The sequence below is a fragment of the Pseudoalteromonas sp. L23 genome (genome assembly GCF_021728455.1).
In the GTDB taxonomy this organism is placed as follows: domain Bacteria; phylum Pseudomonadota; class Gammaproteobacteria; order Enterobacterales; family Alteromonadaceae; genus Pseudoalteromonas.
The window spans coordinates 76,487-94,589 of the sequence record NZ_JAKKCW010000009.1; the positions used below are offsets into that span (position 1 = coordinate 76,487).

General features: G+C 44.3%; 19 protein-coding genes. 4 read left to right on the forward strand and 15 right to left on the reverse strand.

Annotation, left to right across the window (positions count from 1 at the left end):
• The first annotated feature begins 22 nt into the window (after positions 1-22).
• Positions 23-1,243: an HDOD domain-containing protein gene (locus L3V43_RS15340; protein ID WP_010606386.1), complete on the forward strand. Its 1,221-nt coding sequence runs from the start codon at positions 23-25 to the stop codon at positions 1,241-1,243.
• Between the two features lie 89 nt (positions 1,244-1,332).
• A complete protein-coding gene (locus L3V43_RS15345; RefSeq protein WP_237116920.1) occupies positions 1,333-3,351 on the forward strand; it encodes a TonB-dependent copper receptor in 2,019 nt (672 codons plus the stop codon).
• Between the two features lie 47 nt (positions 3,352-3,398).
• Here L3V43_RS15345 and L3V43_RS15350 read toward each other — a convergent pair whose 3' ends face one another.
• From L3V43_RS15350 to ccmA, 10 genes are read right to left on the reverse strand one after another with little or no spacing between them, the layout of a single operon-like run.
• Entirely contained in the window at positions 3,399-4,130 is a 732-nt protein-coding gene (locus tag L3V43_RS15350; RefSeq protein WP_102056499.1) for a VacJ family lipoprotein, read from the reverse strand.
• Positions 4,131-5,414, reverse strand: coding sequence for a c-type cytochrome biogenesis protein CcmI (gene ccmI, locus L3V43_RS15355; RefSeq protein WP_102056498.1), 1,284 nt, complete (start codon positions 5,412-5,414; stop codon positions 4,131-4,133). It lies immediately after the preceding gene.
• Positions 5,411-5,875, reverse strand: a complete 465-nt coding sequence (locus L3V43_RS15360; protein ID WP_102056497.1) for a cytochrome c-type biogenesis protein — start codon at positions 5,873-5,875, stop codon at positions 5,411-5,413. Before L3V43_RS15360 ends, ccmI begins: the two co-directional genes overlap by 4 nt.
• Positions 5,872-6,444, reverse strand: coding sequence for a redoxin family protein (locus tag L3V43_RS15365; protein WP_010606381.1), 573 nt, complete (start codon positions 6,442-6,444; stop codon positions 5,872-5,874). Before L3V43_RS15365 ends, L3V43_RS15360 begins: the two co-directional genes overlap by 4 nt.
• A 1-nt stretch (position 6,445) precedes the next feature.
• The gene (locus L3V43_RS15370; protein WP_010606380.1) at positions 6,446-8,404 is read right to left on the reverse strand and encodes a heme lyase CcmF/NrfE family subunit; all 1,959 of its coding nucleotides are present in this window, start codon (positions 8,402-8,404) and stop codon (positions 6,446-6,448) included.
• 1 nt (position 8,405) lies between these two features.
• A complete protein-coding gene (gene ccmE, locus L3V43_RS15375) occupies positions 8,406-8,885 on the reverse strand; it encodes a cytochrome c maturation protein CcmE (RefSeq protein WP_010606379.1) in 480 nt (159 codons plus the stop codon).
• Entirely contained in the window at positions 8,882-9,085 is a 204-nt protein-coding gene (gene ccmD, locus L3V43_RS15380; RefSeq protein WP_010606378.1) for a heme exporter protein CcmD, read from the reverse strand. Before ccmD ends, ccmE begins: the two co-directional genes overlap by 4 nt.
• Before the next feature lie 2 nt (positions 9,086-9,087).
• Positions 9,088-9,825, reverse strand: coding sequence for a heme ABC transporter permease (locus L3V43_RS15385; RefSeq protein ID WP_010369087.1), 738 nt, complete (start codon positions 9,823-9,825; stop codon positions 9,088-9,090).
• A 1-nt stretch (position 9,826) separates the two neighbouring features.
• A complete protein-coding gene (gene ccmB / locus L3V43_RS15390) occupies positions 9,827-10,513 on the reverse strand; it encodes a heme exporter protein CcmB (protein ID WP_010606377.1) in 687 nt (228 codons plus the stop codon).
• Positions 10,513-11,136 carry a cytochrome c biogenesis heme-transporting ATPase CcmA gene (gene ccmA / locus L3V43_RS15395; protein ID WP_081489968.1) on the reverse strand — a complete coding sequence of 208 codons (624 nt, stop codon included), beginning with the start codon at positions 11,134-11,136 and terminating at the stop codon, positions 10,513-10,515. The genes ccmB and ccmA overlap by 1 nt, the downstream gene beginning before the upstream one ends.
• Before the next feature lie 103 nt (positions 11,137-11,239).
• On the opposite strand from ccmA, the gene L3V43_RS15400 reads away from it, so the two are divergent.
• Together L3V43_RS15400 and L3V43_RS15405 are read left to right on the forward strand one after the other, a co-directional pair.
• The gene (locus L3V43_RS15400) at positions 11,240-13,693 is read left to right on the forward strand and encodes a flagellar hook-length control protein FliK (protein WP_237116919.1); all 2,454 of its coding nucleotides are present in this window, start codon (positions 11,240-11,242) and stop codon (positions 13,691-13,693) included.
• Between the two features lie 4 nt (positions 13,694-13,697).
• Positions 13,698-13,994: an EscU/YscU/HrcU family type III secretion system export apparatus switch protein gene (locus L3V43_RS15405; RefSeq protein ID WP_235368048.1), complete on the forward strand. Its 297-nt coding sequence runs from the start codon at positions 13,698-13,700 to the stop codon at positions 13,992-13,994.
• Positions 13,995-14,284: 290 nt separating this feature from the next.
• On the opposite strand, the gene L3V43_RS15410 is transcribed toward L3V43_RS15405, so the two are convergent.
• The 5 genes from L3V43_RS15410 to L3V43_RS15430 form a co-directional block, all read right to left on the reverse strand.
• Entirely contained in the window at positions 14,285-14,716 is a 432-nt protein-coding gene (locus L3V43_RS15410) for a DUF2802 domain-containing protein (protein WP_237116918.1), read from the reverse strand.
• Complete coding sequence (locus tag L3V43_RS15415) at positions 14,717-15,214, reverse strand: chemotaxis protein CheW (protein ID WP_102056492.1); 498 nt, start codon at positions 15,212-15,214, stop codon at positions 14,717-14,719. It lies immediately after the preceding gene.
• Between the two features lie 24 nt (positions 15,215-15,238).
• Positions 15,239-16,000: a chemotaxis protein CheW gene (locus tag L3V43_RS15420; RefSeq protein ID WP_102056491.1), complete on the reverse strand. Its 762-nt coding sequence runs from the start codon at positions 15,998-16,000 to the stop codon at positions 15,239-15,241.
• 8 nt (positions 16,001-16,008) lie between these two features.
• A complete protein-coding gene (locus L3V43_RS15425; protein ID WP_010606373.1) occupies positions 16,009-16,779 on the reverse strand; it encodes a ParA family protein in 771 nt (256 codons plus the stop codon).
• Between the two features lie 130 nt (positions 16,780-16,909).
• Positions 16,910-18,052 (reverse strand): chemotaxis response regulator protein-glutamate methylesterase, encoded by a 1,143-nt coding sequence (locus L3V43_RS15430; RefSeq protein WP_010606372.1) that lies wholly within the window; start codon positions 18,050-18,052, stop codon positions 16,910-16,912.
• Positions 18,053-18,103 lie beyond the last annotated feature (51 nt).

Here is an 18,103-nt window from a genome sequence, read left to right on the forward strand (position 1 = left end):
TTTTGTTTGGACGGTAGTATCTATGTACTTTTACGCGGCTCGTCAGCCAATTTTTGATGTCCAAAGGGAATTGATTGGCTACGAACTTTTATTTCGTGATGGATTAAGTAACGTATTTCCCGAAATTGACGGCGATGAAGCGACAAGCCGGTTAGTTGAGGGCAGCCAGTTTACCTTTGGCCTAGATGATTTAACCAATCAACAGCCAGCCTACATTAACTTCACCCTAGAAACACTTGCTAAAGGTTATGTACAAATGCTCGCCCCCGAGCAAGTTGTTGTAGAAATATTAGAAACAGTACAACCGGGCAAACGGCTCTTAGCCTGTGTCAAAGAGCTAAAAGAGCAAGGTTATACACTAGCGCTTGACGATTACCATCACCAAAATGTGTGGCGCCATTTTTTTCCTTATATCGACCAAATAAAAGTCGACTTTTTGGCGACTAACCTTGACCAAATTCATGCCATTAAAGGCGCGATACAGGATTTTCCTAACATTGATTTAGTGGCAGAAAAAGTAGAAACCTACGAGCAGTTTGAACTCGCCAAGTCGCTTGGATTCAAATATTTTCAAGGCTTCTTTTTTGCCAAACCCGAGATGGTCAAAACCAAAGCACTAGCCCCCTCGGAATTAGCCATGGCTGAATTGCTTTATGAGACTTCAAGCGTTGAGCCCGACCTTGCTAGGATCACTCAGGTCTTCGAGCGTGATGTAAACCTAAGCTACAAACTTCTTCGTTATGCAAATAGTGCCGTATTTAAACGCCGAGCAGAGATATCGACGATTAAACAAGCCTTGGTTGTACTCGGTAGTGATGAGCTTAAGCGTCTGATCTCATTATTGTTTGCTTCACAGCTTAATACAGAAAAGCCCAAAGAGCTGCTTTCACTCTCATTATTGCGTGCACACTTTATGGAAGCAATAGCAACTAAGGCCAACAAAGTCTCCGATACTGGGAGTACATTTTTGGTTGGTATGATGTCACTGATGGACGCCATTCTTGATGACGATATGGCCAGTTTATTGACGAAGTTACCCTTATCTCAAGAAATTAAATCAACTTTACTGAAGAAACCGAGTGCTTTTGGTATCTATCTAGACCTTGCAGAATCTCTGGAAAAAGGTGATTGGGATAGTGTTGAAACCATATCAAAATCTCTTGGCGTAACCAGCCAAAATATCGCAGAGCTATATCAAAAGTCGCAAGTTTGGAGTGACACTCAAATAAAAGCGATAGAGTAACCTATCAAAGGATGCGACAATCTGTCGCATCCCGCTAAGCACCTGATAGCGATAAAATAAGTTCACCAAAACAACTTCAAAGTGAACTTATGAAACGCACTCTACTCTCTCTTGCTATTGTTTCCTTATCCCCCATAACTCATGCCGATGAAATTGAAAAAATCGTTGTTATTGCACCGATGCAAACACCAATTACGCTAACAACGGATACCAAAGCAGTACGCCAACCACTACCAGCACAAGATGGCGCGGATTTACTCTCTTCAATCGCCGGGTTCTCACTAATTAAAAAAGGCGGCGCAAGCGCTGACCCTGTGTTTCGCGGTATGGCAGGCTCTAGAATTGCGATTATCGCCAATAATGGTCAAACGCTGGGTGGTTGCGGTAGCCGCATGGATCCGCCAACGGCATATATTACGCCACAATCCTACGACACCTTAAAAGTCATCAAAGGCCCACAAACTGTGTTGTATGGGCCAGGCAACAGCGCTGCCACTGTGGTGTTTGAGCGTGAAAATAAACGCCTTACTATGTCTGAAGTGATTGGCTTTGCCAATGCGGTGCTTTCGAGCCAAGGCCGCCACAGTGTTAACAGTGATATCAAGGCTGGTAATGAACGCGGATACGCTCGGATCGCAGCAAATTACAGTGATGCAGATGATTATGAAGATGGTAGTGGTACCAAAGTTCACTCAGCGTATGAACGCTGGAATATAGACACAGAGTTTGCCTATACCCCAAGCGATGACGCCTTTTACTCTATCACTTACGGGGTGAGCGATGGTGAAGTTGCCTATGCCGACCGCATGATGGATGGTAGCCTCTTCGACCGAGAAAATATTGGCCTGAATATCAAATTATCTTCCCTTTCATCTCTGATTGAAGAGTTAACATTCAACGCATACTATAACTACGTCGACCACATCATGGACAATCATAGCTTACGTCCTTTTGTTGCTAACATGATGATGAAAACCCCAACCTCCTCCAATCCTGACCGTAAAACTTATGGCGCAAACCTTACTCTGACTTCAGAAGTCAATGCCCAACATACTTTTGTTTACGGTGCTGATTATCAAGCAAATGAGCACCGCAATCGAGTCAGCCGAGATCAATTCAACAATCCGGTAGAAATGATGCCGCGCCAAATAGATGCTGAGTTTAGACAACTCGGTATATTTGCCGAGTTAGAATATCAATTGAGTCGCTCCAGCCAATGGGTTAGCGGATTACGCATTGATGATTGGCAAAGTGAAGATCATCGGACCATGATAAACGCAATGATGTCAATGGAACCAAACCCAACCGCCCTACAAACAAGAGACGATACGTTATTCAGCGGATTTAGCCGTTATCAAGCACAGTCTGAAAACAGCAGCTATTTTGTCGGTTTCGGCGTTACAGAGCGTTTTCCCGATTACTGGGAAGTTGTCGGTGGTAGTCGAGGAAGTGAAACGTCTATTTCTGCCTTTAATGTCGATACTGAAAAGACCTTGCAATTAGATGCTGGATTGGTAAAACAGTTCAAGGCCATTAACGTCAATTTCTCGGTGTTCTATAACCAAATTGACGACTATTTATTAGTCGACAATATGTTTGAAAAGATGAATATGACGTCAAAAGTGACCAGAAATATTGACGCGGAAACCTTCGGTTTTGAGGGTGAAGTAATGTGGCAAGCGAGCAAAGCGCTACAACTCACCGGAAGTATCAACTATGTAAAGGGTAATAACCTTACTGACAATCTCGCATTAGCTCAGCAACCACCTTTGCAACTGCGTATTGCAAGCAATTACCAATTAAGCGATAAGTGGCAACTAGGCGGATTGGTAAGATTAGTACAACACCAGCATAGAGTGGCGATTGGACAAGGGAATATTGCAGGTCAGGATATCGCTGCAACGACTGGATTTGGTACACTTGCACTCAACACCAATTATCAATATAGCGATGCATTACAACTCAGTGCAGGAGTAGATAATGTGCTCGATAAAACCTATGCCGAGCATTTAAGTCGTTCAGGCGCCGCAGTAAGTGGCTTTGACCAAATTGAACGAGTCAATGAGCCGGGAAGGACGCTTTGGGCAAATCTCAACTGGCGCTTTTAAGTTTTCGCAAAGATAACGAAAAGGTCGGCGATTGCCGACCTTTATTTTTACAGGTTCTCTAAAAAGTTCTCGTCAAAATCATCCGGCTCTTCTTCCATTGGCGGGTTGCCATCAAATAGCTCGTACAATTGACGTTGATAGTATACATCCTTTAAGAAAGTGTATGGATCAAGCGACTCATTTAGCAGCTTTTCTTGTGACATCAAAGCCGCTCTTGCCTCAACCGCACGCAGCGCAAACACTAATACTGTTTGTGGCGTGGTGAGTGCAATTTCTGGCAAGACAAAGTTATCGACTACATCACCCGTTAAGTTTCTCGCGGTCGTCGGTCCCATACCTGGGATCATAATATACGCACCATCACCAACGCCCCACACCCCAAGGGTTTGGCCAAAATCTTCGTCTTTAAGCTCAAGGCCAAGTGTTTTCGCAACATCAAACAAGCCAAAAATACCGACCGTAGAATTAACTAAAAAGCGAGCAACATTGATTGCCATATGATCAGGCTTGCCCTGCAATGCCGCGTTTACTGCATCGGTCGGCGCGGCGATGTTGGTGGTGAAATTAACCACACTACTGCGCACAGGAGCGGGAGTCACCGCAACATATCCTTTAGCAACAGGCCGTAAGATATAGGCGTCCAACACATCCATATTGAAGTCATAAAGTGGACGGTTAAGTGATTGAAATGGATCTCGTGGATCCTTTTTCTCTTCGGGTACTTGCGCACAACCGACAACGGTTAGCACAAGTAAACCTGTGAGCACAGCTTTAAGCATTTATTTCCCTGTATTTGTTAAGACACGACTAATCTCGACAGTGAGCTGATTTTCGCCTTGTTGAAGTTCAATTACGCTTGAAGCACCCTCTAGTTCTCCATCTGAAGGCATTACTGAACCATCATTAGAAATACGTGCGGTGACCGTAACTTGAGAAAATTTCGACAAGGTTAATTCAGGCATCATTGCCATACTATCGTCTAGGTTTACCGTCATTGGCAAGTTAAAGTTTGTAATTTTGGCGACCGCCAATGGCATGGCTGGGCCTTCAGCCGCTTTTGCAAAAACGAACAACGTGCTGTCCTTTGGAATCTTGTTCTGTAACTCAGCTGAAATGGTTACAGTAGCGACAATACCAGCTTTTACAGCTACTGGTTCATCTGTTTGTTGACCCAACTTTTGCTCGATTTCAGCAATCCGCCCTGCGATCATCTCATAACGCGGATCATCTTTGGTTAATTGTGACAACAAGACTTCAAAAGCGGCTTTTGACTCTTTCCAATCTTGACGTTCATAGGCAATTAACGCCAGCAAGCTAATCGCATCAATATTCGTTGGATCATTCTTGAGCACTTTTGACAACATTCTGGCCGCGCGATTCATACTTGGCTCTGAGCCCTCTATCAATAATGCTTGGCTATAATTCACCAAAACATTATTGTTATTAGGTTGCATCACGAGTGCTTTATCAAATGCCTGCATCGCCATCTCAAAGTCACTAAGTGACATTGCAACACGACCAAGTAACATCCATGCAACTGCATCGTCGCCAGCGGTTGCTAGTTTAGTTCTTAGTCCCAGCGCAAATGCTTGTAGCTCGTTGGCATTTAGCGGCTCTCCAGATTGCATTACTGCACGCTCACCATACTCAGGTAACTTTTCAACGGCTTCATGCCAGCTAGCTATTTGCCTGTGGCTACCCGTATAGTAATAAAAGACACCTGTCACCAGCACCATAAAAGCAATACCTGTCAGCGCTAATACACGGTTGTCACCACGACTCGTCAATGATTGTTCAGGCGATAACTCGTTCAATAAGCGACGCTTGAGTTCAACCACAGATTCATTATAACTGTCTTTTTCGATACGCTGATTAGCAAGCTCTTCTTTTAACTCTTCCAAACGCTGATGAAAAATATCGATACGCTCGGCGTTCGCATCGTGATCAACCGTGACGCGCTTTTCCTTTTTAATAAACGGAAAAACCACAAACAGACCGGCAAATATGCCTAGCAGAAGAAACAAAAACCACATTTGAGTTAAATCTGTCGAGAATTCGCTCACTGCTCACGCTCCTGACGTTGATATTGATTAATGAGCTCAGCTAGCTTTTGTTCGTCTGCGGCATTCCAATCTTGTTTTTTCGCAGCGCGTTTTTGACGAAATATAATAAAGCCGAAACCTAAAATAATGATTGCCACTGGCAGTACCCAAAGTACGATTGTTGCAGGCGTAACAGGTGGTTGATAATGAACGAAATAGCCATAGCGGTCGATCATATAATCAATGACCTCTTGCTTAGACTGACCTTCATTAACCAATGCGATGACTTTGTCACGCAGGTCTTTGGCAACGACGGCATCTGAATCTGCAATGTTTTGGTTCTGGCATTTAGGGCAACGTAGCTCATGAGTCAGCTCTCGGAAAGTTTGCTCACGTTCCGCCGTGGCAAAGTTATACTTATCTTCCGTTGCTTGCGCCGCTGCAGTAATCATCATTAAAAGCAAAACAATTACATATTTCATTGCGTTAACTCCTGATAGATTGCCGCAAACTTAGTGCGCCACACGCGTTCATTGATGTCGCCAGTATGATGCAACAAAATCTTACCTTGCTTATCTACCAAAAAAGTCTCTGGCGCGCCTGAAACTCCTAGATCCAGTGCTAGTGTACGCTCCAAATCAAGAATGTTAAATTGGTATGGGTTACCAGCACGACTCAGCATGTTATTGACATCTTGTCTTAGTGCATTGATATCAAACTGGTCGCCAAAATCAGGGTCATAAGCCTGCTCGTAATACAGGCCTATTATTTTCACGCCACGCTCTCTAAGCTCAGTTAAATAACCTAGCTCAGCGATACACGTTGGGCACCAAGTGCCCCATACGTTCATCAAGTAGACTTCACCCTTAAGCGAGTCGGCGGTCCAAGTTTTATCACTATCCATTAGATCGGGTAAAGAAAACTCAGGCATAGTGTGTCCTAAACGGCCTGTCTGAAGTTCTCTTGGATTACCAAATAGTCCTTGGTACAAAAACACACAAAGGAAAATAAATATCAAAAAAGGCACTAAACCTAATAACTTGCGGTTCATGTTAAGCCTCCACTTGGGATGATTTTTTAACGCGGTTGCGGTAGCGTTTATCCGCAAGCACAATGAAGCCGGCAAAAGAGATAAGTAGCCCACCTAGCCACATCCAGCGTACGTATGGTTTGTGATAGATCCTAAGCGACCACGCGCCTGCAGAAAGCGGCTCGCCGAGTGCTAAATATAAATCACGGAAGAAACCATCATCAATAGCGGCTTCGGTCATAAACTGCATCCCTACATCATAACGGCGTTTTTCTGCATGCAGCTCGGTTACTTTTTTACCATTTTTGAATACCGTCACTACGCCAGCATGACCACCGTAGTTCGGGCCTCGAATTTCTTTTACGCCATCAAAGCGATATTCGTACTCGTTTAGCATCGCCGTTTCACCGGGTTTCATGCTCACGGAGCGCTCAACTGAGTATGCTGAAGTTAGCGTCACCGACGCGATAACAAAGGCAATACCAATGTGCCCAAGTACCATTGCCCAATAGCTCAATCCTAGCTTTTTAAAGCCGATCGCAACACTTGGGTGAACAGTCACTTTATTAAATAAGTCAGCAGCAGTAGCCACACTTATCCACACAGCCAGCGCTGTCGCAACAAACGTTAGTGGTGCCACCACTTCGTAGCTCGAGTACAACCACGTCGCGGTGAGCACTAAACTCACCGCAATCAATACAGCCCATTTTTTCACTAGTGGCGGCATTTTATTTTGTTTCCAGCGCAGCATAGGGGCTAAACCCAGCAAAATCGCGAACGGCACGATTAATATCGCAAACATTTGGTTAAAGAAAGGTACGCCAATAGAAATAGAGCCTAAGCCCAACTCTTTGTGGATCATAGGCAATAGCGTGCCCAATAATACAATCAAGGTCGCAACCACTAAGAAGATATTGTTGATCCACAGCGCCACTTCACGCGAAATGAATTGATAACGCCCTTCGCTATATACTTGAGCTACGCGCAGTGCGTAAAGCGCTAAGCTGCCACCCACAACCACAGCTAAGAATGACAGGATATATAAACCACGGTCAGGATCGGTTGCAAACGCATGCACCGATACGATAATGCCTGAGCGAACGATAAAGGTACCCAGTAAACATAAACTAAACGCGGTGATAGCAAGTAGTACTGTCCAAGACTTAAACACACCACGTTTTTCCGTTACTGCGAGTGAATGCAATAAAGCGGTTGCAACAAGCCAAGGCATCAGTGAAGCGTTTTCCACCGGATCCCAGAACCACCAACCGCCCCAGCCAAGCTCTGAGTACGCCCACCAACTACCAATTGTAATGCCTAGAGTAAGAAAGCCCCATGCGGCCATTGTCCAAGGACGAGACCATTTAGCCCAAGTATTATCAAGTTTACCGGTTAAAAGCGCAGCAATTGCAAAAGAGAAAGACACAGATAAGCCAACATAACCCATATAAAGGAGCGGCGGGTGAATGATCATACCTGGGTCTTGCAATAATGGATTCAAATCACGCCCTTCAACAGGGAAGTAAGGAAGCAAACGCTCAAACGGGCTCGACATCCACAGGGTATAGAGCATAAAACCCACCCCTAAAAAGCCAAGGACACCTAACACACGCGCTCGCAATACCCACGGTAGCGACTTTGACATCACAGCAACCAGCATGGTCCACATGGATTGCATTACCAACCACAGTAAAATTGCGCCTTCGTGTCCACCCCATGTTGAGGTGATTTTATAATACCAAGGTAAAGTACTGCTCGAATGATGCGCCACATACGCAACCGTAAAGTCATCCATTAACGTGATGTAGATCAGTACCATAAATGAGAAAACAACTAGAATACACTGACCAACGGCCAGTGAAGGAGCGGCTTTCATCAGCCTCAAATTACCCGTATAAGCACCCCACAATGGGAAAATACATAGTAATAAGCTCAATGCCATCGCCAGAACTAAGGCGAAGTAACCTATTTCTGGGACCATTTTAGTTCTCGCTGTTTAAATTATATTTTGGCTTTTCGTGTTTAATGCCTTTCACGGCTTCAGCCACTTCTGATGGCATATACTCTTCATCATGCTTGGCAAGTACTTCAAACGCTTCAACTACATTAGACTCAACTAACGTCCCTTGCGCTACAATACCTTGGCCTTCACGGAATAGGTCAGGAAGGATGCCTTTGTAACGAATAGTAACCATAGGACCGGTGTCGATAAGTTTAAATGACACATCTAAAGACGTTTCATCACGCACCACTGAACCTGGCACAACCATACCGCCAATACGCAGCTTCTGGCCAATTTGCGGGATTTCTTTTAACTCACCTTTACCTTCAACAAGCTCGCTCGGCGTGTAAAACAAATTAATATTTTCTTGTAGTGCATAAAGCGTAAGCCCAACCGCTGCGCCAATACCAAAGATTACGGCAGCAACGGTGAATAATCTCTTTTTGCGTCTAGGATTCATGCTTGCGACTCCTCTTTTGCTTTTTTAATCCGTGCTTCTCTTGCCATTTGCGCTTTAACTGCTTGCTTTAGCTTCTTACCATCCAAGATAGAGCCGACTAACATACCAGCCAGTATTAATGCACATGAGCCGAATGAGAGCCAAACATAAAAGCCATAGCCACCCATGGCTAAAAATTCACTGAAGGATTCAAACTGCATGATTAACCCCTATTCACTAATTCGCGGACCCAAGGACGGTGTTGTTCGCTTCGTAAAATTTCATTTTTCAAACGAATTAGCGTAACCACGCCAAGCACACCAGCAAACGCCACTATGTTGATCAACAAAGGCCACAACATGGAAGGATCAATCGCTGAAGTATCAAATTTGGTGATAGTTGATCCCTGATGCAGCGTATTCCACCACTCTACCGAGAAATGAATAATAGGCAGATTAACGACCCCGACAATGGCAAGAATACAGGCAGCTCGACCACCTGATTTTTTATCTTCAAAGGCATGATATAGAGACAAAACACCGAAGTACAAAAACAATAGGATAAGCTCTGACGTCAATCTTGCATCCCAGACCCACCAAGCGCCCCACATAGGTTTACCCCAAGCAGCACCAGTGATTAACGCAATCGCAGTCATTGCCGCACCAATAGGTGCAATGGCTATAACCGCCAGTTCAGCATTACGAATTTGCCATACCAAGGCAACAATAGCCGCAATAGCCATAGACGAGTATGCGCCCATCGACCAGATAGCCGACGGTACATGAATAAAGATAATACGATAGCTGTCTTTTTGTTGGTAGTCGGCTGGCGCATAGGCTAACCCCCAAACCCATCCAACAATTAAGCCCACTACCGCAATCACGGCAAAGTAAGGAAGCAAGGTGTTACACAGTTGGTAAGCACGCTCCGCTTTGGCATAAGGATGTAACCACTTCCACATTTTAACTTACACTCACTCTTAAAGCTGACGATATGGCAATTGGTGCGGCAACAATTGCGACGGCAAGCATCGCACCAAGGATTGCAAGCTGACCACCATACGCTAAAGACATGCTACTGGTATCTATGGCGGACGTTGCAAAAATCAATACGGGGATATAAAGCGGAAGGACGAGTAAACTCATTAAAATGCCACCCTTTTGCAATGCAACGGTGAGTCCTGCGCCAATAGCCCCAATAAAACTTAATAACGGTGTACCTATCAGTAAGGTCAATACAGTCGCATTGAGAGACTGCGATTCGAGATTCATTAACAGCGCGAACAAGGGCGCAAGCACCACCATTGGCAAACCACTGACTGTCCAATGCGCTGCTACTTTTGCTAATACTGATAGCGATAAAGGATAAGGTGAAGCAATCAATTGCTCTAATGAGCCGTCGTTGTAATCGTCCCTAAATAATTTATCTAGACCTAACATAGTCGATAAAAGCGCCGCTACCCAAATAATACCCGGAGCCATTCTGGTAAGCAGCGCAGGTTCGGGCCCAATTGCTAACGGAAATAAGGTGATCACGATAAGGAAAAACAACAAAGGATTGACTATCTCAGCGCGCTGTCTAAAGGCCAAGGTCACATCTTTGGCATAAACCGATTTAAAAGCTAACCAATAAGAATGTTGAGTCTGCATTACAAACGGTACTCCAACGCCAAGGTTTGTAACTGTGCAAAATGTGCGGTGAGATCTTGGTGGGTCGTCAATAAAATGGCGCCCCCCTTGTCGAGATGAGACTGAAATTGGGTTTGCAACATGGCGACCCCTTTTTTATCCAGCGCAGTAAATGGTTCATCTAGCACCCAAAGCTTGGCCTGATTCAGCCACAAACGTACTAACGCAACACGGCGCTGTTGGCCTGCCGACAATGTCCGCACAGGTACATCTTCAAGCCCTATTAAACCGAGCTTGGCAAGCAATGTATAGACTTCTTCTTCATCGGCCTGAGCGCCATGAACCATAAGCCAATGTTGAACATTTTCGTAGGCACTAAGTTGTTGATTGACACCTGTCTTATGACCAATAAATAATAAATCGGCAGCGAATGAATCATAATCATCGCGGATATCAGTGCTGTTGTAGCGGATCTGCCCTTCGTCCGCTCTGGCGAACCCAGCAATGATCCTCAACAAAGAGGTTTTTCCGGCACCATTTGGGCCTTCAATTTGCATGATCTGCCCCGCATGGAGAGTGAAACTTAATGAGTCAAACAAGCATCTATCTTGTTTGGTACAAGTGACGGCGTCTATCTCTAGCAAACTTGGGCTTCTCTTTACCTAAAATTGGGCGTTAGTCTAACATAATGGTATGGTAATACGAATAATTCGATGCGACCGATTAGCGAAAATTTGATTTAAAATAATGAATAAGCTGCCAATTACAACAAATACGACGACAGCATCTGTGATAAGCACAGATAATAGCGAAGTATCGAGATTAGACTTAGCCAAAAACCAACCGTTTGCAGCGAAGAATATCCAAATTAGTAACGATAAACTAAAAATGGATGTGGCAATTGATGGCCGCTGGCAAACTATCCAACTAGCGCTTAAGCCTCCAACCCAGCCCAATCAGCTTCCAGAAGCACAGGTTAGTATTGATGAAACTGGCAAGGTGGTCACCTTTCAAACGCCCAAATTACAAGCGCAAGTAACGCTGACAAAACAGCTTTTTGATATTTTAACGACGCTAAAGACGCACACGCCAAGCCCAGTAGTACAGTCTTCAGCAACTACGTTGCCAGACGCCACATTACACATCAAGGCACTTGATTTAAAAATACCGCTTCCGCAAGCCGTGGCACAATTGCTCGCAAGTGAAAACAAACTCATTGCGCATCTTAGTGCCCAACAAAGTAATGTTTCCTTGCAGGTCGTCAATCAATTTAAAGACTTGCTGTTTAGTACGGCTTTACCTAAGTCAATGATTGCAAAACTTATCTCTAGTCAACTTAGCAGTGTTGAGGTGAAGCCTCAGCCAAGTGGAGTAACACTTAACATTCATGACCGTTCAATAACCTTATCGCCAATAAGCAGTAACTGGCCTGCAGCAACCACATGGCAAAAAGGCGAAGTAAAAACGGCTTTCAATGGAATTGATATCACAAAATCGACACAACAAGTAAAAGTAGAGACCATAAAGCCGCTTAGCGCTTTGCTGCAACAAGTCACTACAGTGAATAAGGAAACCCCCTTACCGCTTGAGTCACGCTTAGCATCAGTACATACGCTGGCGTATGACAAACCGTTACTTGAAGTCAATCTGCAACAAATTAAGTCAACAGTAGTAAAAGCGTTGCAAGTACTGATCGGAAGACCTTTTGGGAAGCCACTCACAAATCAGGTTGATCAGCCCGCGAACTCCCCAGTCAAGAACGGCCAAAGTCATGTTTTGAGTCGTTCGGCCTCAGTGCTGTATATGCAAAGTGAGGAAGTAAGTGCTCACAATGAGAATAAACCAAGCACACCACTACAACAGCTCACAAACCAAATAAAACTTAATCTTACAGAGCTGATGGCAAAGCAACCATTACCGTTGCAAAAAAGTCACTTCCCCTTGCAAAGCGAAAAGTTAGCCAGCTCCATTGCTCGTTACTTACAACACCAGCTCGCAGAAACACCAAAATATCAAGCGCCACCGGTTGATTTTGAGGTGAAACAAAAAGCCCTGTCCTTATTATTGGACACTCTCACGGGTAAACTGTCGCTTAGCAATAAGCAAGTTGAACAGCTGACACAAGTCTTAGAGCGGCCGCTTTATCGTAAAGCGAGTTCTGCGCCTGTAGATTCTGCTAAAACGTTCCAGTTGCAATCTACAACACATTCACAAGGCACAAAAGTAACCGCTACGCCTTCTCAAGTACCGCAGCCTACCAGCAATCAAACTAAAGGGGTAATTGAAGCTCTGCTTACTCTGCCCATGACTAAGGCCGAACAAAAAGAAAACACACCAAACATGTTACGCCAAGCTTCTGCAACCATCGAAAAGCTCGTCAAAGCAGATACATTCAAACAAACGCCTGAATTGCAGAAATTAGTCAATCAAGCATTTTCGCGCTTGCTTGATGACCGTTCAGTCAACGCGCTCACCGTTAAAAACCAGTTAGAAAGCCAACTGGGCATGGCAACCTTTGCTAACACGCCAACAAGTTTAGCTCAATCGAGCTTTACACAAATGTTGGACCGTTTAATTGTGTCGCTATTAGGTAGTCAGGTGGCAAACCAAACTCAGAGCAATGAGCAAGCAACGCAAAAAATACAAGCTTTACTGGATGCGCTGCTACCACAACTGAAGTTGACCTCACCCAAGCAAACAACTGAAGCGCTACAACAACCACAAGCAAAAGAGCTGTTAAACGAATTAGGACAATTGCATAACCAACTACAACCGCAACAATCACAAACTACAACCACCAACTCTGCGAAACAAGACAGCGAAGCACAGTTAATTATTAACCTGCTCTTTCCCACCAAAGTAGGACAAGAGCAACAGCAAACACAATTACAAATAGGTGAATATAAAAAGTCGCCGAAACCTGGTATGCCGGAGAAGTCTGTGTGGTTTATTCGTCTTTGTTTTGATTTTGCAGAAAAAGGTCAGATCCATGCCCAAGCCGAGCTGATGGATAAAGCCCTGGAATGTGCATTAGTAGCCACCTCCAATCAGGTCAAGCAGCTCGCAGAGCCACATTTGGCAACGCTCAGACATAAGTTAGCATCTCATGGGCTACAAGTCGCAGAGATAGGCCTTAGGGAAGAAGCCAGCTTTCAAGATAAGTTCTTTAATGAACACGCAATTATCAACATTAAGGTGTAAAGAAATGACACAAAAATCTGCAATCGGGCTGTTATATGAAGCTGGTAGCGCACCTCAGGTCACCTTTAAAGGATATGGCGAACTAGCAGAGGAAATTATTGCGCTGGCAAAAGAGAAAAACATCATGATCCATGAGGATGAATCATTAGCACAAACACTCAGTGCACTTGAGTTACACCAAGAGATCCCAAGGGAACTCTACTATGTGATTGCTGAACTCATCGCTTTTTCTTACATTATGCGTGGTAAGTTTCCAGCTGGTTGGGAAGGTTTTCGTGGCAAGCTAGATATTAAGGCATAGCCAAAATTTCCTACTTTCTAGGGCCTGTTGACCTTTGCTGTTTGATTTTTGTTCTCCTGAGTGTGTTTTGATCGCGACGCTCGACTTGCCGCCTAGTAATCTAGGCAAAAGTTGAGCAACAAAGAACAAAGCGCACTCAGGGGAACCCAAAGGGCAGCGCTTGATTGGAATTTCTTCTGTGTTATCGCCTAACTTACATAGAATAACTATGCTACGCAGGCTCTGCCTTGTATAAATACCAATCAAACTGCTGCAAAAACAAACTTGAAAGGTCAACAGGCCCTAGACAATCATTTTGATTTGTTATGTAAAGACATGAGCAGCTCTGCCTCAGCTCTTGGCAACTCACACTCATGCATCACCTCTTCAATATCAGCACCAAGCTCCACCATTTTCACGGCGCGAGAATACATTTTAGCGTCAGGGTCATCATATTTCTGTGCTGCTTGCTGATTCGCAACGTCATTTAACTCTTGCTCGGTTGCGACCACCCGCTTACCAATACTCATGATACTGGCACGTAACTCCGCAACTTCGCTGCGTAATATTGCTATTTGTTGCTCAGACCCCTGCAGTGAGCCCGAAAGTTGCGCTGTTTGCCCCTGCGCATTCTGTAGTTTTTTACTCAGCACAAAAACAAACCTCAAGCATACTAACGCAAGTATGCTTGAGGTTATTGATATAACGAGTAAAACGGTTTGTGCGTTTACTACTTCAGACATCTAGATATGACTCAGCTCATCCCATTCATCATCGTTTAATAGCTTATTAAGATCGACTAAGATCAACAGCTCGCCTTCTCGATTTGATACGCCTTGGATAAACTTAGCGCTCTCTTCGGTACCTATGTTTGGCGCGCTGTCAATTTCCGAGCTACGTAAGTAAACCACCTCAGCAACGCTATCTACTAAGATACCAATAACTTGCTTTTCGGCTTCGATAATCACAATTCTTGAATTATCCGTTACTTCAGCACTTTGTAGACCAAACCTAGCTCGCGTGTCTATAACCGTTACAACGTTACCACGCAGATTAATGATCCCGAGTACGTAGCTTGGTGCACCTGGGACTGGTGCAATTTCGGTGTAACGCAGCACTTCTTGTACTTGCATTACATTGATACCGTAAGTTTCCTCTTCAAGCTTGTAAGTAACCCATTGCAATACTTCATCATTACTATCAGCATTTTTGTCTGCAGAAAGTAGTCTATCTTGGCTCATGGTTTCACTCCATCAATATACTAGTTACTGCTCTCGACTATCGAGGCCTTGTTCTAGCAAACGGTTTAAATTCTCTACATCAATCAGCGCGCACATTTTCTCTTTAATCACTCCAGCCAACCAAGGCCGTTTACCATCTGCTGTGCGCCACTTTATGTCTTCAGGCTTGAGGGTTAAGTTGTTGACTAGTTTTTCTGCTAACAGTCCCCAGTTACTATCCCCAAGTGTAATCAAATACTGGTAATCCAGCGTATCTTCTAATTCTGGCGTTAACTTTTCAGGCATCACCCATCGTGCAGTATCAACAACATTGAGTTTTTCTTCACGATTTAGCATCACACCCTTAAACCATTTAGGTTTACCAAAGAGTTGATTGACTTCGCCCAGTTGGTGTATTCCCCCAAGTGATTTCAGCGGAACCGCCAGTGTTAAGCCTGCCACTTCAAAAAACAATGCCTGAAATTCACCTTCTTGATAGGCTTCCCTTGCAGAAACAGACTCTATCGTTGCCTGTTCTTTGATAATAGATGTATTTTCAGTGACTTCAAGATCATGAGCCAATTTACTCGGCTGTTCTTGAATAACTTCACTCACTGACTCCAGAGGTTCTGTTGCAACTACGACTGAGGATTCTATTTCCTCAAGTTCTGATTTAGGTTCTTTTACTTGTTCAAGTAGCTTTGCAACTGGTGATAATTCGCATTGTTCAATCTCTGGCTCCTCTTGCAACAGGGCACCAAGATACTGCTTCATCACCTTCTCATTTGCAAATAAATGCTTACTCATTATGCTCTCTAGCTTAACTGCTTCAAATAGTCCAATAGTGCACGATAAGCGAACACGCCTCGTGATTTAGGACAAAATTGTACAGGGACTTGTTGTGCAAGGCTTGCATCCCTAAACTTGGTATCTACAGGAACCACGCCTGGCCAAACGGCATCTTTGTATGTTTCCAGCAACGTTTTATACGCCTCCAACGACGCTTTAGTCCGTTTATCATACATAGTTGGAATAATAGTATATTGGTACTGTTTCTGCTGTGAAGACTGCATTAGCTCCATCGTGCGCATCATTCTATCTAGTCCCTTCAACGCCAAAAATTCAGTTTGAACCGGTACCAAAATTCGCTCACTCGCTGCTAATGCATTTACCATCAATACCCCGAGCACTGGTGGACAGTCTAAAATAGCATAGTCATATTGATCCGCTATCTTTTCGAGCGATTTCTTTAAGATAAGTCCCATGCCCGTTTTATTACCCATGCTACGATCAAGCGTAGCAATGGCCATAGTAGCAGGCAGAATATCCAAATTTTCAATAGTCGAAGGGCAAAGAGACTGTAAAATTTCTTCGCTCGTCATGCTGCTGCCGCGTGCAAAAATATCATACACACTGACTTCCAACTCTTCAGAATCAATACCAAAGTAATATGTAAGTGAAGCATGTGGATCGGTATCAATAAGCAAAACCCGATGACCTTGTTCAGCAAGAATGCCTCCTAAGCTCACCGTTGTCGTGGTTTTACCCACGCCACCTTTTTGATTTGCTACTGTCCAAATTTTCACTCTATATTCCTTTGCTTATCACTATTGATTGCGTTCAATAGATACTATACCAACTCAATGTTATTCATTCTTTTTAGACGTTTGATATTTACAAGCTTCAAGCAAAATAACCAAATCGTGGCTTAGCCTATTAGTTACCAGCTTCTTTATTAATTCTTGCAGCAAAGTCTTGTAGCGCGATACTATCAGACGAAAGTCCAGCGCCAGCGACTGCTTGAGGCATCCCATAAACGACACAAGTCGCTTCATCTTGCGCCCAAATGGTGGCACCAACCTGTTTTAGCATACGAGCTCCATCTCGACCATCAGCGCCCATCCCCGTTAATACAATCGCTAACGTGTCGCCACCATAGGCTTTTGCAACACTTGCAAATGTCACATCAACGCTGGGTTTATAGGTGATCCTTGGACTATCATCTTCAAACACTTTTAGTGTCTTACTACCACCGCGATTTTCAACCAGCATTTGCTTGCCGCCAGGCGCTAGATAGGCCATGCCTGGCATTAATCTATCACCCTGTTCTGCTTCTTTAACCTTAATCTGGCATAAACTATTTAATCTTGCTGCAAACGCAGGTGTAAATGCGGCTGGCATATGCTGGATAAGTAAAATTGGATGAGGAAAGTTTGCTGGCAACTGCGTCAATATTGTCTGCAGTGCAACGGGTCCACCTGTTGATGTACCAATTGCAACCAGTCCATATTTCTTACCTGATGCTCTAGCACCCGCAGCACTGGATGTGCCACCAGATACCGGTCTCTGAAAACTTCTATCCGGTTGAGGGATCGTTGCTCTTCCAGTGTCAGCGCGAGTTGCTCTAGACTCGACGCGCTTTGGCGGAGTCGCGATACTAGGGCGAGTAAAGCGGCTAACTCGGCGGCGGCCAATTTCCTTTACCTTGTTTTGTAACGATTTAATTGCGTCTTCGCTATTACGAGCGATGTCTTCAAACTTTTTCGGTAAGAAATCAACTGCGCCCGCATCCAGTGCATCTAACGTAGCACTAGCGCCTTCACGAGTTAGCGAAGAAAACATTAAGATGGGGGTCGGTGTGGCCTGCATGATCTGCTTCACCGCACTGATCCCATCAAGCACAGGCATTTCCACGTCCATCGTAATTACGTCTGGACGCAATGAAGCGGCCTTTTCAACCGCCTCCTTTCCATTAACTGCAAAATCTATAACTTTGATTTCACTGTCTTTTTCTAAAATTTCACTGACTCGACGACGAAAAAAACTGGAGTCGTCTACGACTAACACTTTAACTGCCATTGGCAACGCTCTTTAATTTGCTCTACAGCAGAGCAGCACATGCTGCTCTAG